Below are 20203 nucleotides of genomic sequence, written 5' to 3' on the forward strand. Positions count from 1 at the left end.
AGATTCTTCTTCCCCGAGGATGGCGCGCGATTGGTATAATTATGGTTAATAGTGTGCTTGGATTTGTAGTTAACAATTCTATAAACGATTGGGATCGAAATCCTGATCTAGTATAGGCTTGTGATCGCCGCTTTTACGAGGGGGCAATTCCCATAGGTCAGGAGTCCCGCTGCGGCGATACCGATACCGTATGGAATCTTCTTTGCAACCATAAGGGAATCAGGGATCGGTATGCCGATGGCTATGATTTCCTGGGACCGTGATCTCAACAGTAGTATGCCAACTGTCAATGCGCCGCCGATCAGCGTCACCGCAAGTAAAAATTCTATCAGAGAAATGTTGAAGCCGTACCAGACTGCCGCTCCAGTCAATAGTTTTGCGTCTCCTCCACCCATGACATTGGCAGCGAAGAGCATAAAACAGCAGAGAAAAACGGCGAGGCCGCCTGCGAGACTCAAGGTAAAAGTCTGCAAATCCATTCCCGACAGGGGCGCAACGAAAGCGAAAGATAGCAAGAGCACGACGGTTATCGAGTTGGGGATCGTCATGCTGAAAAGATCGTTCAAGGCAGCGAAACTGAGGCAGAGCGGGACAATAAGAAAAATCGCTGCGACGATCATGATTACCCTGCCTTAATCTATCCAATTCAGCTGGAAGAATAGCAAATGCAGGTGATTTCCCAATTCTGGGTAAATCACCTGCATTATACTTTTTATCAATCAAACGCCGCCGGTGGAGGCTTTCGAGTTCGTGAACGAGGTGCTGATGAAAGTGAAAGTGTCTTTCAGCTTACCGCCGACTGCCGTTGTACCACCGATAATGCCAACGGAAATAAGTGCAGCAATCAAACCATATTCGATTGCAGTGGCACCGGATTCGTCTTTCAGGAAACGAGCGAAAATCTTGGTCATAGGGTCTCTCCTAACTTGTGTTGGTTCAGCACGCCGACAACTGTTCTCCGTTGTTCGGTTGGGTTCAAACTACAACGGAGCGATTTCCAAGCGCTTAAAAAAAACGATTAACTCAAAGTAAACGGCAGGATGAGTTTCTCTTGGTAAATAAAAACGAAAAGTATTGTCTGCATTTTTATATTTGCTGATAAACAAATATATTCAGACGCTGGCCATTTCTCTCGTCCGGCTAAGTTTCGGTTGAAAGAGGCGCAGCTGTTCAGTTTTGACGCGGGGCGGAGAGACGTGAAAATATCAATACATTACGAATGGTTACCATCCTCATTGCGGATTTTTGCCATTTAACGCTTCATTCACTAAAACCGCGCATTCTGTGGAGCAATAAAGTGCGGGTAGTGAGCAAGGGCCAAACGCGTGTCATTCGGAAAACTGGCGAAAATTGTGGTCGGCTTGTCCGTCTTTATATCGGGTTCGCTGCAGCCCGCTTTTGCTGAGGATGACATATTGCGCGTTTCGATGAATCACGCCCGTGTCCTTCGTCTCGACCGTGCCGTCAGCAAGGTTATCGTCGGCAACTCCAAAGTCGCCGATGCCACGGTTGCCGATGCCACCACGATTGTTCTGACAGGTCGCAGTTTCGGCACGACCAATCTCGTGCTTCTGGATGCCGATGGCAATCCAATCGTGGATGAACGCATTCTCGTCTCCATCGACGAGGGCAATACGGTGCGTGTTTTCCGCCAGACGGAGCGAACCGTTCTGTCCTGTACGCCGAATTGCGAACAGCATTCGCAAAATAGTGGCGACAAAGACGCTCAGCCATAACAGGCAAGGTCGATCATATTTCAGACAGGACAACAGGCCTTCCGACAAAAAAGGAAGCGGCCTGTTCGTAGCTTTTATGTAAGTGGAAAAGACGAAAAAGCAACACGCTTCCCGGCGTTTACCGGTCGGCTATATGTTGCTGTTTTTTCGGCTAAGTTCTTGATCTGGCTAAGATCAAAAATGGAATGGTGCCCAGAAGAGGACTCGAACCTCCACACCCTTGCGAGTACCAGCACCTGAAGCTGGCGCGTCTACCAATTCCGCCATCTGGGCGACGGAGAGCGATGTACGAGGGCAGCCGCCCGGTGTCAACAGACTTTTTGAACTTTTATGACGATCATTGATTTTAAAGGGAAAAAACTTGGTTGGGGCTGTTGAAACATGTCGCCGGATCAGGTGTCGAGCCCTTCATGCTTCGTTCTGTCCACATGGCCGAGGTCGCGCTGCGGGTCGATGATGTCACGGATTCTCTGCTTGAGTTCTTTGGGGCCAGGAAAACCGCCATCGCGTTTGCGTTCCCATATGGTCGTGCCGTCCACGGTGATCTCGAACAGACCGCCGGTTGAGGGAACGAGGCTGACTTCGCCGACATCGGAAGCGAAGGTCTGCAGGATTTCCTGCGCCATCCAGCCTGCCCGAAGCAGCCAGTTGCATTGCGTGCAATAGCGGATGGTTATGCGGGGTTTGGTCTCGGTCATCCTCACGTCTCCTTCACTGCCTGACGGCAATAATGTTCACGATAATGTCAACTATAATACTCATGTTTTTACCGGGCGTACGCTTGTTCTTATCATGCGGCTTTGCGAACAGAGAAGCTGTCGAAGGCTGAAACGTGGAGATCCTATGGCCCAGTTCGAGAATAATCGTCAGCGTCTTTTCGTTCCGGCGTTCGCACCGCTTTACAATGCGACACACGATCTGGTGGAGACGATCCTGCGCGTTACGGCCGGGCTTCTCCTCGTCACCCATGGGTTCGGCAAGATCGTCAATCCTTTCGGCGCGGTCGGCATGGTGGAGAGCCTCGGTTTTTATCCCGGCGTCTTCTGGTCGCCGCTGCTTGCTGCCACAGAATTTTTCGGCGGCATTCTGGTCGCCATCGGCCTGTTCACACGGCCGGCATCTTTCGCGGCCATGATCGTTCTTTTGGTAACGGTTTATTTTCACGGCATCGTAAAGGCGGAAGGTCTGGGCGGCGCGGAAAAATCGATCCTTTGGGCCACGATTTTCCTGTTCTTTGCCGTTCGTGGTGGCAACCGGCATTCCGCAGACGCAAAGCTGGCGCGTGAATTCTAAGGCGCATCAGGTCAGGTCATCCGTTTGTCGTCGCACTGACGACGCCGCGGCTCTTGAAAATCGATTTTTCTCGTGGTGAAGCTGGATTCGATCGGCACTCTTGGCCGGTTGAATCCATTGTCGTCTCCACGAGGTTTTATGCGCGTCGCAATCATAGAAAACATGGCGGGTACGCCGCATGGGCAACTCGGCGTAGCGCTGGAAGAAGCGGCGGCGGAAATCCATGTGATCCGCGCCTATGCGGGTGAGCCTCTCCCAAGGGATGCCGCCGACCATGATGCGCTTGTCGTTCTGGGCGGCGAACAGAACGCGCTTGACGATGCGCTTTATCCCTATCTGGCCGATCTCGCCCTTCTCATGAAAGCCTTTGGCGATGCTGGTAAAGCGGTCATGGGTGTGTGCCTCGGCAGCCAGTTGCTGGCGCGCGCCTATGGCGGAGAGAATATTCTCTCGGGGCCGCCGGAATTCGGCTGGCAGGATGTCTCCCTGACGGAAGAGGGCGTGTCCGATCCGCTATTGGCCGGGCTGGAAAAGACATTCCCGATTTTTCAGTGGCATTGCGATACATTTACGCTTCCGCCGGACGCCACGCGGCTTGCGACCAATGGCGCGACACGAAATCAGGCTTTTCGCATCGGCCGGGCAGTCTATGGCACGCAATTCCATTTCGAGGCCTCTACCGCCGTGGTTGACGGCTGGTGTCAGGCGTTTCCTGCTTCCGTCGAAAGAATGTCGCCGGGCTGGCTGGAGAATTATCGTGACCATCGTGGCTTGCGCGCAGAAATGGCCGATGCAGCCGGGCTGGAGATCGCTCGAGCCTGGGTACGGCTCATTGAGATCGGCGATTTTCCGTTGCGAAAGTGATTGAGGCCGAACAGAGTTGCGGCTGATGGACTACCGCGCGAAAGGAGGCGCAAAGATCATGTACAAATTCGAAATATATCAGGACAAGGCCGGCGAATATCGTTTCCGTTTCAAGGCATCCAACGGGGAAACAATGTTCTCGTCGGAAGGATACAAGGCGAAGGCGTCGGCTATCCATGCGATCGAATCGATCAAGAGAAATTCCCCCGGCGCCGACACTGTCGATCTGACCGCCATGACGGCCTGAGCCGCGCCGCTGCGCGGGAACTCGAACCGTTTCGCCTGCCAGAAATGACGGGCGCATCGGCAGGTGCCGACGTAAAGATAAGATTCAGTCTTTTTTGATAATCTTCCGTTAGCATTTGTATTTCGAGGTCTCCGGGCGGCATCAGAGTGCCCCCGATTTGTTTTGCGTACGGGTTCTCATGCGTTCATCGGCTGTGCCAGCACTTTTCTTCGGTTGCTTCCTGCTTGGAGGCTGCACGTCCAGTTCCGGGCCGGAAAGCCTGATGGCCGGTTTGCCCTCGAAGGAAACGACGAGTTCGGTCACGCCATCCGCACCGGTGCCGCAGGCAGGCGTCGGTACCCAGGCCATCGCTGCCCAGCCACGGCAGGAAGTTCTGGCATGGGGCGGGCCGGTGCCTGACGAACCCAAGGCCTTTTCCGCTGTCACCCCCAGGGCGTCGTTAACGCAGAATGCACCTGAAATCCGTTTGCCGGTTCCGTCACAGGCGGCGGGAATGGTGCGGCCGGCGGAGCGCCCCACGATCAACCAGATGGAGCGTCCGGTACAGTTGGCTATGGCTGCGGCCCCGGCGGCGAGCGCCGGTGCACAAATCCGCTCGCGCATTTTCCGCTCCAGCTTCAGCGATGCCAAGCCGATCAATTTCGGCAGGGTCCAGCCGCGTCATTTTCAGGTCCATGGCGTGGATGTATCCCGCTGGCAGGCCAATATAAACTGGCCGCAGCTGCGCACGCGCGGCGCCAATTTCGCCTTCATCAAGGCGACGGATGGCGGCGACCATCTCGATCCGATGTTCCGCACCAACTGGCAGCGCGCGAAGGAAGCGGGCATTCGCCGCGGCGCTTACCACTTCTTCTACTGGTGCCGCAACGCCAGCGAACAGGCGGACTGGTTCATTCGCAATGTACCGCGCGATCCTGACGCCCTGCCGCCGGTGATCGATGTGGAATATAACGGCGAATCGAGCTGCAAGATGCGCCATTCCCGCGAACGCGTTCTGGAAAAGATGCGCGTCTTCATGGACAAGCTCGAGCGCCATTATGGCCAGCGGCCGATCATTTATACGGCGCCCGATTTTTACAAGGACAACCTCCAGGGCGAATTCCAGGATTATCCCTTCTGGCTGCGCGCCGTCGCCCAGCATCCGTCAGTGGTTTATCCCGGCCGCAAGTGGCTTTTCTGGCAATATTCCGGTTCCGGCCTGTCACATGGTGTCGATGGCCGCATCGATCTCAATGTCTTCAACGGCAGTGAGGATGCATGGCATCGCTGGGTGGACCGCCGTTCGAGCTGACGATGGCAATCATCAGCGCGCGAATTTTCGCGCGCCTGCAACGCAGAGCACCACCACAAGCGTAACGGCGATCATGGCCGGGCTCACCTCCTCATGCAACAGGGTCGCGGCAAGTGCCAGCCCGAAGAAGGGCTGAAGCAATTGCAGTTGGCCGACGGCGGCAATGCCGCCAAGCGCCAGCCCGCGATACCAGAAGATGAAGCCAATCAGCATGCTGAACAGGGAAACATAGGCAAGGCCAGCCCAGGCCTGCGGGTCGATGCCGGCAAGCGTTTCCGGCCCGGTGAAGAAAGCAAGCGGCAGCATTACCGGCAGGGAAAGAACCAGCGCCCAGGAAATGACCTGCCAGCCGCCCAGCTTACGGGAAAGGGCAGCACCTTCCGCATAGCCGAGCCCGCAGACGATGATTGCGCCGAGCATCAGAAGATCGCCGGCAAGCGAGGCTTCGATCCCGGCGGCAAACGAATTCGACAGCGAAAACCCTGCAACAAGCGCGCTTCCAAGACAGGAAAAGAGCCAGAACACCGGACGCGGGCGTTCTCCGCCGCGCAGCACGGCGAAGATTGCCGTTGCGAGCGGCAAGAGCCCCACGAAAACGATGGAATGCGCCGAGGTGACATGCCGCAGCGCCAGCGCGGTCAATAGCGGGAAGCCCACCACGACACCGAGCGAGACGATGAAAAGCGATGTCAGGTCATCGCGCGCCGGGCGCCTTTGCCTGAACAGAAACAGCAGCGCCAGCGCCAGCAGGCCGGCAATGCTGGCACGGGCGACGGTCAGGAACACCGGATCGAAACCCGCTACCGCAATGCGCGTCGCGGGCAGCGAACCGCTGAATATCACCACGCCTGTCAGGCCGCTCAGCCAGCCGCTCGTCGTCTTGTCCATTGTCAACTCCTGCGTTTTGCCTTTCTTGATCCCGAATGGCTGGCAGGAACAGCGACAATCATATACAATTTCAACAAACTGTTATGGTATCATAAGCGGTACAGTTAGAGGAAAGTGTGGACGGACAAGTCGCTGCGGGCACGCGCATAGAAAAGGTGATGGCAAGTGTGCGGCAACGCATCGCCTCGCGCAGCCTCGTGCCGGGCGCGCGCCTGCCGTCGGTCAGGGCGCTGGCGAAGACCATGCAGGTTTCCACCTCCACCGTTGTCGAGGCCTATGACCGGCTCGTGGCGGATGGTACGATAAGCTCGCGCCCCGGCTCCGGTTTTTTCGTTTCGGGCCCGCTTGCGCCCCTGTCGCTCGCCGATATCGAGCCGCAGCTCGACAGGGCGGTGGATCCCTTGTGGGTCTCGCGGCAGGCGCTGGATGAAGGTTCCGTTCTCGCCAAATCCGGTTGCGGCTGGCTTCCCGCATCGTGGATGCCGCAGGAAGCGTTGAGGCGGGCGATGCGCGGGCTTGCCCGCGCCGACGCCGCCCTGCTGACGGATTATGGCAACCCGATGGGGCTGCTGCCCCTGCGCCAGCTTCTGTCGCGCAGGCTGGCCGAACACGGGGTGCAGGCGGGCGCCAGCCAGATCATGCTCACCGATTCCGGCACGCAGGCGATCGATCTTCTGTGCCGTTTCCTGCTGCAACCGGGGGATACGGTTGTTGTCGATGACCCATGCTACTTCAATTTCCATGCTCTTTTGCGGGCGCATCGGGTGAAGATCGTCGGTGTTCCCTATACGCCGACCGGACCGGATCTGGCACTTTTCGAGCAGGCGCTGAAAGACCATCAGCCCCGGCTTTATATCACCAATTCCGCAATCCATAATCCGACAGGTGCAAGGCTTTCCGCCGTTTCCGCCCATCGCCTGCTGATGCTCGCCGAGCAGGTGGGGCTGACCATCATCGAGGATGATATTTTTGCCGATTTCGAAACCCAGGCCGCGCCCCGGCTGGCGGCCTTTGATGGTCTGAACCGCGTCGTCCAGATAGGCAGTTTTTCAAAAACACTGTCGGCCTCCGTGCGGTGCGGTTTCATTGCAGCACCCATGGCTTGGGTGGAGGCCCTGACCGATCTCAAGATCGCCACCACTTTTGGCGGAACGCATTTTTCGGCGGCGCTGATCCTCTCGCTTTTGACCGATGGCAGTTACCGCAAGCATGTCGAGGCGCTGAGGCAGCGTCTTGCGGCAACGATGCCGGAGGTGGCGGCGCGTCTGAGGTCGGTCGGATGTGTGCCGTGGATCGAACCGCAGGCGGGCATGTTTTTATGGTGCCGTCTGCCGGACGGGGTCGATGCCGCCGATGTGGCGCGCCGCGCGCTTTCGCGGCAGGTGGTGCTGGCCCCCGGCAATGTGTTCAGTTCTTCGCAGAACGCCTCCGGTTTCATGCGTTTCAATGTCTCGCAAATGGCAGGTCCGCAGGTCATGACGGTGCTGGCGGAGGCGCTTCAGCAAGTGCCCGAACCTCGTCGGTTGTAAGCGTTCTGGAAGGAATCGGAACAAAATCCCGTGAACGTCGTTTTCTCCGCAGAATGAAGAGGAGGAAACACCATGACATTCGATCCGAACAACCCGCGTCCGGACCGCGATCTTCGTCCGGAAGTGAATATCAGCAATGAACCGCGTGCCCGCACGTCGTCGTCCTGGGTGCCGTGGTTGGCGATCATCGTCGTCGTATTGGTGGGCGTTTTCGCCTGGTCGCAGATGAGCGGCCCGACCACCGATCCGGCCACGACATCCTCCACCACGCCGCCTGCGGCAACGGATCAGGCACCGGCGCCCATGGCTCCGACCGCTCCGGCAACACCGCCTGCGAACAACACCGCACCGGCAAGCCCGAATACGGGCGGCACGCAGACCCAGCCGTAACGGGCCTACTGATATGATAAAACCGCCTGCCTCCGGGCAGGCGGTTTTTCTTTGCGGCCCTTATCCGCGCCCTAAAGCTGCTCCATCGCGGAAGGGTGGTTGGAAACCCTGGACCAGCGGCTGATGGATTCCTGTGCCAGCTGCGAAAGGGCAATGCTTCCGAAACGGGACAGCAGAATGTTTTCCGCCTCTTTCATGGCGTCGAAAAGTGCTGCATTGACGGCCTGTTCGATGACGCAGTTCGGATTGTCGCCCGCCAGCCCGATTGAGAACAGTTCCGGCGCGCCAAGCGCCCGGTAAATATCGAGCAGTGTGATTTCGCTGAGCGGCCGCGCCAGCACCCATCCGCCGCCATGGCCTTTTTCCGACGAGACATAACCATGCTCGCGCAAGCCGGCCATTGTCCTGCGCACCACCACCGGGTTGGTCTGAAGCATCGCCGCGATGCTCTCGGATGTCGCCGCACCCTTATGATTTTCCATATGGATCAGAATATGCAGCACCCGTGAAAGGCGCGTGTCGTGTCTCATTGTCCAAACCCGTCTGTTTACACCGAAGCTATCACTTTCGATGTGACGTAACAATATAAGTTGCGTGACTATTGACTCCGAAAATCACGTAACAATATAAGTATCGTGAAATGAACAGGCACTTCCGCCTCTTTCCTGAACCGATGGGTGCATCATGAAATTCGACGTCATCATTATCGGCGGCAGCTATGCCGGCCTCTCGGCCGCCCTGCAGCTTGGACGCGCCAGAAAAAACATTCTGGTGGTGGACGCCGGTGAACGGAGAAACCGTTTCGCCAGCCATTCCCACGGTTTTCTCGGCCAGGATGGCAAGGCGCCGGGTGAGATTATCGCCGAGGCGCGCCGCCAGATCGAACGTTACCCGACCATAGATTGGGCTGAGGGCAGGGTGACCGATGCCGAAGGCTCCTCCGGCGATTTTGTAGTCGAGATCGATGGCAAACGCCGTGAGACAGCGGACCGGCTGATCCTCGCCATGGGGGTCACCGATGAATTGCCTGCTATTGCCGGGCTGAAAGAGCGTTGGGGCTCTTCGGTCTTCCATTGCCCCTATTGCCATGGTTACGAGCTCAATCAGGAAAGGATCGGCGTCATCGCCGCTTCACCCTTGGCCATTCACCAGGCATTGATGCTGCCCGACTGGGGCGAGACGACCTTTTTCACCAATGGCGTATTCGAGCCGGATGGGAATCAGCAAGCATTGTTGTCGGACCGGGGCGTGCGGGTGGAAACAACCCGCATCCGGGAAATTACGGGGCATGCGGATGTCGTTCTGGCGGATGGACGCAGCATCGCATTGGCTGGCCTTTTCACCCAGCCGAAATTGCGTATCTCCTCGAACTGGCTGGAAAAACTTGGCTGCGCCGTGGAGGAGGGGCCGATGGGATCGACCATCGTGACAGATCCCATGAAACAGACCACCGCCCGCGGCATCTTCGCCTGCGGTGATGTGGCAAGGCCTGCCGGCTCGGTCGCCCTTTCGGTGGGAGACGGCGCCATGGCGGGCGCTGCGGCTCACCGGTCGATCCTGTTTCCGGAGATATGAGAATAAAAGGAATTTATAAAACTGGTGGCCTTGGGAGGCCACCAGCACCATTAAAAAGATCAATCAGCCCTTGGGCGGAAACGGATCATTGCCATAGGAGTTACGCTCGCGGATGCGACCGTTCTCTCCGTGAACCAGCATTTCCGTTGCCTGATTTTGTGCGATTCCGCGGGCAATATCGATTGCTTCACGTTGGGTTTCCACCACCCTCGTTGCCCGTTCTGCGCCGGCACCTTTTACGGCCCAGCCATCGGGATGAGGAACAACGTGCTGATTGCGTTTATTCGTCATGTTCAGAACCTTTCGTCACGCGGAGCGCCGGGAAAGCGCGGCTTCACGGCTGCCGACATGTTTCCGCTCTTTAAGGACATCGTTAACGCGGCCCGGATTGACGTCGAAGCTCGCTGCAATCCGGTTCTGGAATTCACCCTTCCAGTGGTGAAGCCAAATCTGGATGGCGTCATCAAAAGTGAGCGTGTAGCTCGGCATATTGTCGTTGGTCATAGGGACCTCCTATTACGACAGAAAGCCCTCTTGAAACGGAGACCGGAAAATGCGATTCTGAGGATGTAACGTGCTTCAGATATCGGCAATTCCAGTCATTCCGTCCAACGGATTTGGGCTTGTCCGCTGACACCATGGGTCACAATTCGCGCCGACTGGTATTCGGTTCGTTTTGTGGCCCTTTCTGTTATTGCCAACCGCGACGGTGCTCGTTGGTGCGGCTGGCTAGTGTTATTCTCGCCATGCGATTCTCCTTTTCAAAGATACTCGGACGATATTTCCGAGGTGTCAATCCTTTGGCGACGATCAACGCGCGATTTTTTTATAAACCAGACAGAATAATTTATCAGATCGATTAGTCGGAATTTACTATCTATTCAGATAGATAATTTTTATCAATAAAAAATACATATTTTACAATGCGTTGTGAAATCAATGTCTGTCATTTTGATGTCGTGTTTATATGTTTGGCGTCTGAGTCTGGTGTGTGTCAGGGTAGATAGTGACTCGCTAGGGCTTATTGACGCGTTTGTGACGCTCTGTAATAATAAAGTAAATAGGAGTCGGAAGATGAATGGTCAAAAATCTAGAGACGCGTTGCTTGCCTTTCTCGACTATCTTTCTCGTAAGGGTCTCATGAACAAGACAACGGTTTCCTCAAGGAAGGCGGCTGTTAACAACGTTCTGGGGATTCTGGATGTAGAGGAAGCGAAAGATGTGTCCATGATAGATTTGGACGATGTGATGCATCGATTTCAAAACCTGAATGGAATGAAATACACCGGTGATAGCTTGGCTACCTATAAGAGTAGGGTGAGGTCTGCTATCGATGATTTTCTTAGCTATGTTGAAAATCCGATGGCATTTCGGCCAAGCACAGGCAACGGAAAAAAAACGCGTGAGAGTTCACGAGCAGCCAATAGAGCGCAAAAAGAGAATACTACGACGTTCGCTTCTGCGTCGACATTAATCGCTCAGACACCGCCACCGGTTGCCACGTTGATTTTGCCCATACCAGTTCGCGCTGATTTGACGGTCTATGTACAGGGGATACCCCACGATCTAACTCAATCAGAGGCGTCAAGGATAGCGAACGTGATACGTGCTATGGCAATTCTTGATTAGTGTTAGCGGCGGATTTTCCGGTTACTTCTAGTAGGTGCAGGTTAAACAAGCGTAGCGCGCTGCCTGCTGTCGCGCCACGCTTTTGCAGCATTACAGATGCATCACTCGTCGTTCATCTTCAAAGCGGCGATGAAGGCTTCCTGCGGAATTTCCACCTTGCCGAACTGGCGCATGCGCTTCTTGCCTTCCTTCTGCTTGTCCAGAAGCTTGCGTTTGCGCGTCGCGTCGCCGCCATAGCACTTCGCCGTCACGTCCTTGCGCAGCGCGCGCACGGTTTCACGGGCGATGACCTTGCCGCCGATGGCCGCCTGGATCGGGATCTGGAACATGTGCGGCGGAATGAGTTCCTTCAGCTTTTCGCACATGCCACGCCCGCGCCGGTCCGCCGCCGAGCGGTGAACCAGCATGGAGAGCGCATCCACCGGATCGCCATTGACGAGGATCGACATCTTGACGAGATCGCCTTCGCGATAGTCGATGATGTTGTAATCGAACGAGGCGTAACCCTTGGAGATGGATTTCAGGCGGTCGTAGAAATCGAACACCACTTCGTTGAGCGGCAGCTCATAGGTGATCATCGCACGGTTGCCGACATAGGTCAGCTCCGTCTGCAGGCCGCGCCGGTCCTGACAGAGTTTCAGGATGCCGCCGAGATATTCGTCCGGCGTCATGATCGTCGCCTTGATCCACGGCTCGCGGATTTCCTTGATCTTCACAACGTCGGGCATGTCGGCCGGGTTGTGAAGTTCCTTCTCCGTGCCATCCGTCAGCGTCATTTCATAAACAACGGAAGGCGCTGTCGCGACGAGATCGAGATTGAACTCGCGCTCGAGGCGCTCCTGAATGATTTCGAGATGCAGCAGGCCGAGGAAGCCGCAGCGGAAACCGAAACCGAGGGCGGCGGACGATTCCATTTCGAAGGAGAAGGAAGCATCGTTGAGGCGAAGCTTGCCCACCGCCGCGCGCAAATCTTCGAAGTCGGCCGCATCGACCGGGAAGAGGCCGCAGAACACCACGGGCTGCGCAGGCTTGAAGCCGGGCAGGGCTTGCGCCGTCGGGCGCTTGTCGTCGGTGATGGTATCGCCAACACGCGTATCGGCGACTTCCTTGATCGAGGCGGTGATGAAACCGATCTCGCCGGGGCCGAGGCTGTCGACATTGACCATCTTCGGAGTCAGCACGCCGACGCGCTCGATGCCGTATTTCGCGCCCGAACCCATCATGCGGATCTGCTGGCCCTTGCTCAGCACGCCATCGATGACGCGCACCAGAACCATGACGCCGAGATAGGTGTCGTACCAGCTATCGACCAGCAGCGCCTTCAGCGGTCCGTTTTCGCCGACTTCGCTCTTCGGTGGCGGCAGACGGTTGACGATGGCTTCCAGAACATCGGGAATACCAAGACCGGTCTTGGCGGAAATCATCACGGCGTCGGAGGCGTCGATGCCGATCACCTCTTCGATCTGCTCCTTGATGCGGTCGGGTTCGGCCGCCGGCAGGTCGATCTTGTTGAGCACCGTCACCAGCTCGTGATTGTTGTCGATGGCCTGATAGACGTTGGCGAGCGTCTGGGCTTCCACGCCCTGCGATGCATCGACCACCAGCAGCGAGCCTTCGCAGGCCGAAAGCGAGCGGGACACTTCGTAGGCGAAGTCGACGTGACCGGGCGTGTCGATGAGGTTCAGCACATAGGTTTCGCCGTTATTTGCCTTGTAGTGCAGGCGCACGGTCTGGGCCTTGATGGTGATGCCGCGTTCGCGCTCGATATCCATCGAATCGAGAACCTGTTCCGACATGTCGCGTTCGGCAAGGCCGCCCGTCGACTGGATCAACCGGTCGGCCAGCGTCGATTTGCCGTGATCGATGTGGGCAACGATCGAGAAGTTGCGGATATGGTCCAGGGGCGTGCGGGTCGAATTTGTGCTCATGTCCCGCGCTATAGCAGGGGCTTGTCACACCGCAAAGCGGGAATTTGGTTAAAAGCCCTTTAAAATGGGCTTTTCAGATCGCAAATTGCTCCGGCCAGTCGCGGCGGGTGGCCACCTGTCCCTCGGTTCGGAGCCTTGCGACGGCGGCAAGATCGATATCGGCAATCAGAAGCGTGCTCTGTGTCACCGCATCGCTTTCGCTTTCCGCGACGATACCGGATGCGGGCATGCCGTAGTCGGACGGCACGTAAAGGGCGGCGCGGCCGCGATTCTCATCGACGGCGGGAGACCAAGGGGCCTCGCCCGCGGTGGGGGAGGAGAGGATGGCATATTGGTTTTCCAATGCCCTGGCCTGCGCGCCGATGCGTACGCGGTAAGCACCCGCCAGCGTATCGGTGCAGCTCGGCGCGAGCACCAGTTCCACACCCAGCTCCGCCAGCCGGCGGCCCAGCATCGGGAACTCGTTGTCGTAACAGATGAGGATGCCGAGCCTGCCTATCGGCGTCTCGAAGGCTTTCAGGCCCTCGACGCCGGCATGAATGTTCCATTGCTCCCGCTCGAAGCGGGTCATGATCTGCTTGTCCTGATAACCGATCAGCCCATCCGGGCCGAACAGCCATGCGCGGTTGCGAAACTTGCCGTCGGGGTCCTTCACCGGCGCGCTGCCCGGCTGGAAGAGGATTTGATGTTGCCGCGCCAGCTCCTCGCAAAGCTCCACCCAAGAGGGTATCAGCTGTTGAAGCTCTTCAATGGAACGATGCAGATCGGCCCGGATATCGGGCGGCAATTGCCCGGTCAGCGTCATCGCCGAATATTCCGGCAAAAGCAGCAGCTCGGCGCCCTTCTCCTTCGCCTCGCGAACAATGGCGGAAAGATGCGCGGCGTAAGCCTCCCATGTCTCGATCAGTTCGATGGCATATTGGCTGGCGGCAACTCGGGTCATCTGGTTCCGTCTCCTGCGGCGATGTTTTTCATCCAGAAGGACAGGGGTTTCGGGCTTTCGGCGCTTTCGTCGAGGTCCTGCCATGTGAAACTGGTGCGCAGTTCCGGGTGAGGGCGATAACCGCGCTTTTCCCAGAAGGTGTTCAGCGGAACGTAGTCCGCCGGCCGTCGTGGATGGTCTGCGGGCCGCTCCACCGCGCAGAAAGTGCACCGCTCGAAGCCGAGCCGCCTTGCATGCGCCTCCCGTTCCTCAAAGAAGCGCACGCCGACGCCATGGCCGCGATAGCCGGGCAGCAGCACGCTTTCACCGAAGTAGAATATCCGGTCCGGAGCGTAACCCGCTTTGACGAAGGGCGTCTTTACCTCTTCGGTCTCTGCCGCCATCGGCATGCCGGTCGACATGCCGACCACTTTGCCGTCATCAAGCGCCAGCACGAAAACTGCGCCGTCCGTATCGGCATAGGTCGCGAGATAGTTGCGCTCATAGTCCAGCGAGCCATCATAGAGATAGGGAAAGGCGCGGAATACTTCGATCCGCAGCCGCGCCAGGTCATCGAAATAGGGGACGGCGTCGATGCCGGAAAGAGACTTGATTTCGACGGTCATGGGCATTTTCACTTTCGGTTGCACTGGTTATACCGTCATGGAAAACCCGCGCAAGCATTGAACGGAGAAGACGATGACCGCTGCCGAGACCATCCGCGCCTATTACGAAGCCTTCAACCGTCAGGACATGGATGCCTTTCTGGCGCTTCTTCATGATGAGGTCGTGCACGACATTAATCAGGGCAAGCGCCAGACCGGCAAGGCCGCCTTCGCCTCCTTCATGGACCACATGAACCGCTGCTATAAGGAAAATCTCACCGACATGGTCATCATGGCGAGCGAAGACGGCAGGCGTGCTTCCGCGGAATTCATCGTGAACGGCGAATATCTCGCAACCGATGAAGGTTTGCCCGAAGCCGATGGCCAGAAATACGTCCTGCCAGCTGGTGCCTTCTTTGATCTCAAGGACGGGAAAGTTAGTCGAGTAACGAACTACTATAATCTGAACGACTGGATTGCCCAGGTCGGCGCCTGAGACACCCATTTTGCTGCCAAGCAACCGGCGGCAAACACGATGATCAATTTCCACTATCATGGATATTGACTCCATCATATGAGAGTGCAATTCTCATATGATGGAAAACGAAGATCATATTCTTGAACGCTCTATCGGCGAGCGGATCAAAACATTGCGGGCTGAAAACGGCCTAACGCTGGAACGGCTCGCGTCCGAATCCGGCGTCAGCCGCGCGATGATTTCCCGCATCGAGCGTGGAGAAGCGAGCCCCACGGCCTCGCTGCTGGCCCGTATCTGCGCAGCCCTTGGCTTGTCGCTTTCCGGTTTCTTCGCCGAAAACGAAGAGGCTGTTTCCCCGCTCATGAAAAAGCGTGATCAGCAGCTCTGGAAAGATCCGGAGACCGGTTATGTCCGCCGCGCCATTTCCCCGCCGCGTGTGGGATCCGATGTCGATATCGTCGAAGTCGAATTTCCGCCCGGCGCGCGCGTGGGTTTCCCACCGCATGCGGCAAGCCGGGGGATGACGCAATATGTCTGGCTTTTCGAAGGTGTGCTGGAAATGACGAGCGGCGGAAACGTTCACCGGCTGGAGCCCGGCGATTGCCTTTTCATGCCTGTTGGAGAAGGGCATGTCTTCCACAATCCTTCCGAAAAATCTGCCCGTTATGCCGTCGTGCTGGATCAAAAACAGCGCTGATTTTCCCGACAGGAGTTCATATGACCACCATCCGCGTGTTGAACGGACAAGAGACCATCGATGTCTTGCCCGAACTCTGTCAGGTTCTGGCTGCCTGCGTGAACGGCGGCGCATCCGTCGGCTTCATGTTGCCTTTTTCGCCGCAGGATGCGCAGCCTTTCTGGCAAGCCGTTGCAGAAGCGGCAGGCGAGGGCAGCACCATTCATGTGGTGGCGGAGGTGGATGGCAGGGTGGTGGGCACCGTTCAGGTCGGACTTGCCTCCAAACCCAACCAGCCGCATCGCGGCGATCTGATGAAGCTCCTCGTGCATCCGTCCGCGAGAGGCCTCGGGCTTGCCCGCAAACTCATGCAAAAGGTGGAAGAGGAGGCGGCGAAACGTGGTCGTACCCTTTTGGTGCTGGATACGGCCACGGGCAGCGATGCCGAGGCGATTTATCCTCATCTCGGCTGGGAGCGGGTCGGCGTCATCCCCGATTACGCTTTGTTTCCGGATGGACGCTTTTGCGGCACGACCCTGTTTTACAAGCGGATCGGCTAGGCCTCTTAGTCTGCCGCCTTACTGACCCGGCTTAAGCGTGCGGTTGAAGGCGGCAGCGATCATTGTCTCCAATTGCGCGTGAATATCCGCACGGTCCCTCAGTCCGGCCGGTTCGCAGATCGGATCGCGCTCGCCGACGGATTTGAGAAAGGCGTCGGCATCCGGTTTGCACAGCGGCAGGAAGCTGAAATGATTGGCCTCGTCTACCTGCTGATAGGTCGCGCCGGGCACTTCATCCGCGAGTTTATCCGCAAGCACGGCAGGCGGAATTTTGCCCTTGCTGCCCAGATTAATGAAGGTCAGTGGAATATCGATCTGCTTCAGGCTGTCAGGCTGAAAGGCGAGCGCCAGACCGGGATCGACCAGCACGGCGGACCGAATACGGGGATCGCGGTTCTGCTGCTCGAAACGGGCCTTGTCGAGGGTTCTGAGATCGAGCTTCGGCACGTCGACCGCCTCGCCATTGAGATAACCCCGGCCACCGGCGAACCATTGGCAATCCATCATCGTGGAATAGTCTTTGCAATAGCGCGCATAGGCATCGAGATCGGCGCGCGCACCCGAAATCTCCATCGCCGCGCTGCCGCCGAGCGAAAAGCCGAGCACGCCAATCCTTTGCGCGTCGATCGCACTCGACCATTTGCCCTTTGCCGTTAGAACAGTGACAATCGTGGAGAGATCGTCCGTTCGCTCCCAGATTTTCGGCGTGTCGGCGGGTGTGGAATCGCCGCTGGTGGTGCCGGGGTGGTTGGCTCCCGCCACAATGAAACCTTCGCTCGCAAGTTTCGCGGCTATCCACGCCATGCCGGACACTCGTGAACCCGAGCCGTGAGACAGAAGCACAAGCGGCAGCCGACCCGGTTTCACGGCGCCATCCTTGACCATTGGCGTGCCCTGAAAAATCCGGTCATCGCCGGAAAGCGTCTGCGTACCCTTTCCGTCGGATGGGTACCAGATTGTGACGGCCAGGTCCTTGCCGCGTGCTGGCGAATGAATGGTGGTTTCGCTGACGCCGACAGCCTCGCCTGCAAGAACAGGCTGGGTGACGAGAGCGGAAAACAGGATGGTCGTGATGGTGGTGATGGGGCGCATGAAAACCTCGTGCGGTTGGAAAGAACGGGGTTCAATCTGCGCCGCGACATGTTTTTTGCGTCCTTGATCGTGTTAAAGGTCGTCCCGAAACGCGATCTGGTCCATGAATTGGCGATATAGGCCGTTGTTCCGGGGATATTCATTCGTGCTGTTCATTCCGCTACCTTTCGTCGTGGCGCTTCTGCTGGTTGTCATGTTCATCGTTTTCTTGCGAGGCGGAGACGATGTGCGAACCAATCGGGCCTTTCTGACGCTGATCGCGCTTTGTGCCCTGCAATCCGTCCTTGTCGGCCTGCGCTGGGGGTATGGTGTCAGCGAAACCCGTTATGTTTTGCCGGTCCTCGCCGCCTGCCTGCCGCCGCTGGTCTACATTGCTTTTCGTGGGCTGATGAGAGTGGCGGCGGAGAGCAGGATGGTGATGCTTGCCAACCTCGTCCTGTCGCCTTTGCTCATCGTCATCATGGAACTCACCTTGCCGATGGCGATTGATCTTGCGCTGATCGTCATCTTCGTCGGCCACGCCATTGCCCTGCTTCTTCTTGGCAGAAAGGGCCCGGATGGGCTGGACGAGGCGCAATTTGCCAGCGTCACCTCGGCGCACCGGGCGCTTATTATCGCTGCCATCGCTCTTTGTGTTTCTGCCCTATTCGATCTTCTGGTGTTTTTCGATTTCGAATGGGCGCATGGGCAGAATGTTGCAGCGCTGGTCAGCAATGCCAATCTTTTCGGCCTGCTGCTGATTGGCCTCATGGCTGCTCTGGCCGGCAGGAGCAAGGCGCCGCAAACAGCCACGGAACCTGTCGCGGAATTGTCAGCGTCGGCGGAGCCATCGGAACAGGACCGGGATATCGTTGCAAGGGTTGATCGGCTGATGGAGACGCAGGCGCTTTACCGTGATGAGAACCTCAACCTGTCGCGGCTTGCAAGACGCCTCGGCCTGCCGAGCCGGCAGATATCGGGCGCGATCAACCGCTCGCTCGGCGTCAATGTCTCGCAATATGTCAACCAGTTGCGCATCCGCGAAGCCTGCCGGCTGCTGGAAGAGACGGAGCAATCGGTGACGACGATCATGCTGTCCTCCGGCTTCCAGACCAAGTCCAACTTCAACCGCGAATTCCGCCGCGTCACCGGCATGAGCCCGGTCGACTGGCGGGAGCGTGAAGTGTGGAAGCTGGTCTCGCCAAACAAAACGGCCACCCGGCAGATGCCGGATGACCGTCTCAAGATCGTCGGAAAATGATGGGGATCAGAGCGTGCCGTTGCGCTGCTGGATCATCATGTAGGTGTCATAGGTATATTCGGCGATCTGGGCCCAGAGATAGGCATCTTTCTTGAAGGCCTGCTGGCTCTCGTAGATCTTCTTGAAGTTTTCGTTCTTGGCCGAAATCTCCGCATAGGTGTCCTGGGCCGCCTTGTGGCAGACATCGAGGATTTCCTGGCTGAAGGGGCGCAGGATGGCGCCCTGCGCCACGAGTTCCTTCAGCGCCTTCGGATTGCGCGCATCGTAACGTTCCAGCATGCTGGCGCTGCCGGCGGCGCAGGCGTCTTTCAGGATGCGCTTGTAGTTCTCCGGCAGCTCATTGAACTTCTGCAGGTTCACGAAGGCATGCACGGCCGGGCCGCCTTCCCACCATGCCGGGTAGTAGTAATATTTCGCGACCTTGTAGAAGCCGAGTTTCTGGTCGTCATAGGGGCCGACGAATTCGGTGGCGTCGATTGTGCCCTTTTCCAGAGCCGCATAGACATCGCCGCCGGCGATCTGCTGCGGTGTCACGCCAACCTTCTGCATCACCTGGCCGGTCAGGCCGGCGATACGCATCTTCAGACCCTTCAGGTCGTCGATGGTGTTGAGTTCCTTGCGGAACCAGCCGCCCATCTGGGCACCGGTATTGCCGAGGAGGATCGAGTAGATATTGTGCTGGGCAAGGAATTCATTCAGCAACTCGTTGCCACCGGCCTGATTGAACCAGGCATTGGTCTGGCGTGCATTGAGGCCGAAGGGAACCGAGGTTCCGAGCGCGAAGGTCGGATCCTTGCCAACGTAATAATAAGCGCAGGTATGCGCCATTTCGACGGTTCCGGCCGTTACCGCATCCGCCGCCTGAAGCGCCGGCACGATTTCACCGCCGGCAAAGTGCTGAATGACGAAGTTGCCGCCGGAGGCTTCCTTGACATGGTCGGCGACGATCTGGCCCGCGCCGAACAAAATGTCGAGGCCCTTGGTGAAGGACGACGTCATGCGCCAGGTGATCTTGGGGTTTTCCTGTGCGATGGCCGGAGCGGCAAGCGCCGTTGCGGTAACACCGGCGCCGAGAGCGCCCGCCTTGCGGATAAATGATCTGCGATCCATGTCGATAAGCCCTGCTATGTCTGCATATTACAGGCGAACCGCACGGTACGCCTCCCGCCGGCTACTAATCATTTATCCCTGCAGCCATCAAGAGGGAATGTTTGAAACTTGCGTGATCTCCGGTGATGCTTGGCGAATATTGCTTCGTCA

At 57.5% G+C, this 20203-nt stretch carries 25 protein-coding genes and 1 tRNA gene; 13 read left to right on the top strand and 13 right to left on the bottom strand.

Features of this window, described 5'->3' with window-relative positions:
* Positions 1–107: 107 nt before the first annotated feature.
* Together ACQZ60_RS00775 and ACQZ60_RS00780 are read right to left on the bottom strand one after the other, a co-directional pair.
* On the bottom strand, positions 108–620 hold the full coding sequence (locus tag ACQZ60_RS00775) for an A24 family peptidase (RefSeq protein WP_448734597.1): 513 nt from the start codon (positions 618–620) through the stop codon (positions 108–110).
* Positions 621–719: 99 nt separating this feature from the next.
* Positions 720–911 carry a Flp family type IVb pilin gene (locus tag ACQZ60_RS00780; RefSeq protein WP_003524475.1) on the bottom strand — a complete coding sequence of 64 codons (192 nt, stop codon included), beginning with the start codon at positions 909–911 and terminating at the stop codon, positions 720–722.
* A gap of 441 nt (positions 912–1352) precedes the next feature.
* Here ACQZ60_RS00780 and ACQZ60_RS00785 point away from each other — a divergent pair, with 441 nt between their 5' ends.
* The gene (locus ACQZ60_RS00785) at positions 1353–1736 is read left to right on the top strand and encodes a pilus assembly protein N-terminal domain-containing protein (protein WP_031233864.1); all 384 of its coding nucleotides are present in this window, start codon (positions 1353–1355) and stop codon (positions 1734–1736) included.
* A gap of 186 nt (positions 1737–1922) precedes the next feature.
* Here the strand turns inward: ACQZ60_RS00785 and ACQZ60_RS00790 are convergent.
* Together ACQZ60_RS00790 and ACQZ60_RS00795 are read right to left on the bottom strand one after the other, a co-directional pair.
* Positions 1923–2009, bottom strand: a tRNA-Leu gene (locus ACQZ60_RS00790).
* 119 nt (positions 2010–2128) lie between these two features.
* Positions 2129–2434 carry an Rdx family protein gene (locus ACQZ60_RS00795; protein WP_020808445.1) on the bottom strand — a complete coding sequence of 102 codons (306 nt, stop codon included), beginning with the start codon at positions 2432–2434 and terminating at the stop codon, positions 2129–2131.
* 145 nt (positions 2435–2579) lie between these two features.
* Here ACQZ60_RS00795 and ACQZ60_RS00800 point away from each other — a divergent pair, with 145 nt between their 5' ends.
* From ACQZ60_RS00800 to ACQZ60_RS00815, 4 genes are all read left to right on the top strand, one after another.
* A complete protein-coding gene (locus ACQZ60_RS00800; protein ID WP_020808446.1) occupies positions 2580–3029 on the top strand; it encodes a DoxX family protein in 450 nt (149 codons plus the stop codon).
* A 138-nt stretch (positions 3030–3167) separates the two neighbouring features.
* Positions 3168–3893: a type 1 glutamine amidotransferase gene (locus ACQZ60_RS00805; RefSeq protein ID WP_448734598.1), complete on the top strand. Its 726-nt coding sequence runs from the start codon at positions 3168–3170 to the stop codon at positions 3891–3893.
* Between the two features lie 58 nt (positions 3894–3951).
* Positions 3952–4140: a YegP family protein gene (locus ACQZ60_RS00810; RefSeq protein ID WP_059759498.1), complete on the top strand. Its 189-nt coding sequence runs from the start codon at positions 3952–3954 to the stop codon at positions 4138–4140.
* A 178-nt stretch (positions 4141–4318) separates the two neighbouring features.
* The gene (locus tag ACQZ60_RS00815) at positions 4319–5431 is read left to right on the top strand and encodes a glycoside hydrolase family 25 protein (RefSeq protein WP_035240397.1); all 1113 of its coding nucleotides are present in this window, start codon (positions 4319–4321) and stop codon (positions 5429–5431) included.
* A gap of 12 nt (positions 5432–5443) precedes the next feature.
* Here ACQZ60_RS00815 and ACQZ60_RS00820 read toward each other — a convergent pair whose 3' ends face one another.
* Entirely contained in the window at positions 5444–6319 is an 876-nt protein-coding gene (locus ACQZ60_RS00820; RefSeq protein ID WP_448734599.1) for a DMT family transporter, read from the bottom strand.
* 116 nt (positions 6320–6435) lie between these two features.
* Here ACQZ60_RS00820 and ACQZ60_RS00825 point away from each other — a divergent pair, with 116 nt between their 5' ends.
* Together ACQZ60_RS00825 and ACQZ60_RS00830 are read left to right on the top strand one after the other, a co-directional pair.
* Positions 6436–7848, top strand: coding sequence for an aminotransferase-like domain-containing protein (locus tag ACQZ60_RS00825; protein WP_448734600.1), 1413 nt, complete (start codon positions 6436–6438; stop codon positions 7846–7848).
* Between the two features lie 72 nt (positions 7849–7920).
* The gene (locus ACQZ60_RS00830) at positions 7921–8238 is read left to right on the top strand and encodes a hypothetical protein (RefSeq protein ID WP_003524488.1); all 318 of its coding nucleotides are present in this window, start codon (positions 7921–7923) and stop codon (positions 8236–8238) included.
* Between the two features lie 71 nt (positions 8239–8309).
* Here the strand turns inward: ACQZ60_RS00830 and ACQZ60_RS00835 are convergent, their stop codons facing one another.
* Positions 8310–8768 carry an Rrf2 family transcriptional regulator gene (locus ACQZ60_RS00835; protein WP_020808452.1) on the bottom strand — a complete coding sequence of 153 codons (459 nt, stop codon included), beginning with the start codon at positions 8766–8768 and terminating at the stop codon, positions 8310–8312.
* A gap of 154 nt (positions 8769–8922) precedes the next feature.
* On the opposite strand from ACQZ60_RS00835, the gene ACQZ60_RS00840 reads away from it, so the two are divergent.
* Positions 8923–9813, top strand: coding sequence for an NAD(P)/FAD-dependent oxidoreductase (locus tag ACQZ60_RS00840; protein WP_448734601.1), 891 nt, complete (start codon positions 8923–8925; stop codon positions 9811–9813).
* Between the two features lie 63 nt (positions 9814–9876).
* On the opposite strand, the gene ACQZ60_RS00845 is transcribed toward ACQZ60_RS00840, so the two are convergent.
* Entirely contained in the window at positions 9877–10104 is a 228-nt protein-coding gene (locus ACQZ60_RS00845; protein ID WP_173614953.1) for a DUF2188 domain-containing protein, read from the bottom strand.
* 15 nt (positions 10105–10119) lie between these two features.
* Positions 10120–10317 carry a hypothetical protein gene (locus ACQZ60_RS00850; protein WP_448734602.1) on the bottom strand — a complete coding sequence of 66 codons (198 nt, stop codon included), beginning with the start codon at positions 10315–10317 and terminating at the stop codon, positions 10120–10122.
* A gap of 570 nt (positions 10318–10887) precedes the next feature.
* Here ACQZ60_RS00850 and ACQZ60_RS00855 point away from each other — a divergent pair.
* Positions 10888–11442: a hypothetical protein gene (locus tag ACQZ60_RS00855; protein ID WP_448734603.1), complete on the top strand. Its 555-nt coding sequence runs from the start codon at positions 10888–10890 to the stop codon at positions 11440–11442.
* Between the two features lie 101 nt (positions 11443–11543).
* On the opposite strand, the gene lepA is transcribed toward ACQZ60_RS00855, so the two are convergent.
* From lepA to ACQZ60_RS00870, 3 genes are all read right to left on the bottom strand, one after another.
* The gene (gene lepA, locus ACQZ60_RS00860; RefSeq protein WP_035264582.1) at positions 11544–13382 is read right to left on the bottom strand and encodes a translation elongation factor 4; all 1839 of its coding nucleotides are present in this window, start codon (positions 13380–13382) and stop codon (positions 11544–11546) included.
* Positions 13383–13443: 61 nt separating this feature from the next.
* On the bottom strand, positions 13444–14313 hold the full coding sequence (locus ACQZ60_RS00865; protein WP_448734604.1) for a carbon-nitrogen hydrolase family protein: 870 nt from the start codon (positions 14311–14313) through the stop codon (positions 13444–13446).
* On the bottom strand, positions 14310–14918 hold the full coding sequence (locus ACQZ60_RS00870; protein ID WP_448734605.1) for a GNAT family N-acetyltransferase: 609 nt from the start codon (positions 14916–14918) through the stop codon (positions 14310–14312). Before ACQZ60_RS00870 ends, ACQZ60_RS00865 begins: the two co-directional genes overlap by 4 nt.
* A gap of 73 nt (positions 14919–14991) precedes the next feature.
* Between ACQZ60_RS00870 and ACQZ60_RS00875 the strand changes: the two genes are divergently transcribed.
* The 3 genes from ACQZ60_RS00875 to ACQZ60_RS00885 all read left to right on the top strand — a co-directional run bounded on the left by ACQZ60_RS00875 (position 14992) and on the right by ACQZ60_RS00885 (position 16611).
* Positions 14992–15393: a ketosteroid isomerase-related protein gene (locus ACQZ60_RS00875; protein ID WP_035264585.1), complete on the top strand. Its 402-nt coding sequence runs from the start codon at positions 14992–14994 to the stop codon at positions 15391–15393.
* A gap of 97 nt (positions 15394–15490) precedes the next feature.
* Positions 15491–16072 carry a helix-turn-helix domain-containing protein gene (locus ACQZ60_RS00880; protein ID WP_020808461.1) on the top strand — a complete coding sequence of 194 codons (582 nt, stop codon included), beginning with the start codon at positions 15491–15493 and terminating at the stop codon, positions 16070–16072.
* A gap of 20 nt (positions 16073–16092) precedes the next feature.
* Positions 16093–16611, top strand: a complete 519-nt coding sequence (locus tag ACQZ60_RS00885) for a GNAT family N-acetyltransferase (protein WP_020808462.1) — start codon at positions 16093–16095, stop codon at positions 16609–16611.
* Between the two features lie 18 nt (positions 16612–16629).
* Here ACQZ60_RS00885 and ACQZ60_RS00890 read toward each other — a convergent pair whose 3' ends face one another.
* On the bottom strand, positions 16630–17703 hold the full coding sequence (locus ACQZ60_RS00890) for an alpha/beta hydrolase family protein (protein ID WP_448734606.1): 1074 nt from the start codon (positions 17701–17703) through the stop codon (positions 16630–16632).
* Between the two features lie 145 nt (positions 17704–17848).
* Here ACQZ60_RS00890 and ACQZ60_RS00895 point away from each other — a divergent pair, with 145 nt between their 5' ends.
* The gene (locus ACQZ60_RS00895) at positions 17849–18943 is read left to right on the top strand and encodes a helix-turn-helix domain-containing protein (protein ID WP_031233329.1); all 1095 of its coding nucleotides are present in this window, start codon (positions 17849–17851) and stop codon (positions 18941–18943) included.
* A 6-nt stretch (positions 18944–18949) separates the two neighbouring features.
* On the opposite strand, the gene ACQZ60_RS00900 is transcribed toward ACQZ60_RS00895, so the two are convergent.
* On the bottom strand, positions 18950–20053 hold the full coding sequence (locus ACQZ60_RS00900) for a TRAP transporter substrate-binding protein (protein WP_448734607.1): 1104 nt from the start codon (positions 20051–20053) through the stop codon (positions 18950–18952).
* Between the last annotated feature and the right edge of the window lie 150 nt (positions 20054–20203).

This window comes from Agrobacterium sp. 22-223-1 (assembly GCF_053522385.1).

Coding starts and splice junctions, on each gene's coding strand:
- ACQZ60_RS00775 (WP_448734597.1), bottom strand. CDS start 620: ATGATCGTCGCAGCGATTTTTCTTATTGTCCCGCTCTGCCTCAGTTTC.
- ACQZ60_RS00865 (WP_448734604.1), bottom strand. CDS start 14,313: ATGACCCGAGTTGCCGCCAGCCAATATGCCATCGAACTGATCGAGACA.
- ACQZ60_RS00850 (WP_448734602.1), bottom strand. CDS start 10,317: ATGACCAACGACAATATGCCGAGCTACACGCTCACTTTTGATGACGCC.
- ACQZ60_RS00830 (WP_003524488.1), top strand. CDS start 7,921: ATGACATTCGATCCGAACAACCCGCGTCCGGACCGCGATCTTCGTCCG.
- ACQZ60_RS00840 (WP_448734601.1), top strand. CDS start 8,923: ATGAAATTCGACGTCATCATTATCGGCGGCAGCTATGCCGGCCTCTCG.
- ACQZ60_RS00900 (WP_448734607.1), bottom strand. CDS start 20,053: ATGGATCGCAGATCATTTATCCGCAAGGCGGGCGCTCTCGGCGCCGGT.
- ACQZ60_RS00835 (WP_020808452.1), bottom strand. CDS start 8,768: ATGAGACACGACACGCGCCTTTCACGGGTGCTGCATATTCTGATCCAT.
- ACQZ60_RS00810 (WP_059759498.1), top strand. CDS start 3,952: ATGTACAAATTCGAAATATATCAGGACAAGGCCGGCGAATATCGTTTC.
- ACQZ60_RS00800 (WP_020808446.1), top strand. CDS start 2,580: ATGGCCCAGTTCGAGAATAATCGTCAGCGTCTTTTCGTTCCGGCGTTC.
- ACQZ60_RS00870 (WP_448734605.1), bottom strand. CDS start 14,918: ATGACCGTCGAAATCAAGTCTCTTTCCGGCATCGACGCCGTCCCCTAT.
- ACQZ60_RS00820 (WP_448734599.1), bottom strand. CDS start 6,319: ATGGACAAGACGACGAGCGGCTGGCTGAGCGGCCTGACAGGCGTGGTG.
- ACQZ60_RS00855 (WP_448734603.1), top strand. CDS start 10,888: ATGAATGGTCAAAAATCTAGAGACGCGTTGCTTGCCTTTCTCGACTAT.
- ACQZ60_RS00780 (WP_003524475.1), bottom strand. CDS start 911: ATGACCAAGATTTTCGCTCGTTTCCTGAAAGACGAATCCGGTGCCACT.
- ACQZ60_RS00815 (WP_035240397.1), top strand. CDS start 4,319: ATGCGTTCATCGGCTGTGCCAGCACTTTTCTTCGGTTGCTTCCTGCTT.
- ACQZ60_RS00885 (WP_020808462.1), top strand. CDS start 16,093: ATGACCACCATCCGCGTGTTGAACGGACAAGAGACCATCGATGTCTTG.
- ACQZ60_RS00805 (WP_448734598.1), top strand. CDS start 3,168: ATGCGCGTCGCAATCATAGAAAACATGGCGGGTACGCCGCATGGGCAA.
- ACQZ60_RS00795 (WP_020808445.1), bottom strand. CDS start 2,434: ATGACCGAGACCAAACCCCGCATAACCATCCGCTATTGCACGCAATGC.
- ACQZ60_RS00880 (WP_020808461.1), top strand. CDS start 15,491: ATGATGGAAAACGAAGATCATATTCTTGAACGCTCTATCGGCGAGCGG.
- ACQZ60_RS00845 (WP_173614953.1), bottom strand. CDS start 10,104: ATGACGAATAAACGCAATCAGCACGTTGTTCCTCATCCCGATGGCTGG.
- ACQZ60_RS00890 (WP_448734606.1), bottom strand. CDS start 17,703: ATGCGCCCCATCACCACCATCACGACCATCCTGTTTTCCGCTCTCGTC.
- ACQZ60_RS00875 (WP_035264585.1), top strand. CDS start 14,992: ATGACCGCTGCCGAGACCATCCGCGCCTATTACGAAGCCTTCAACCGT.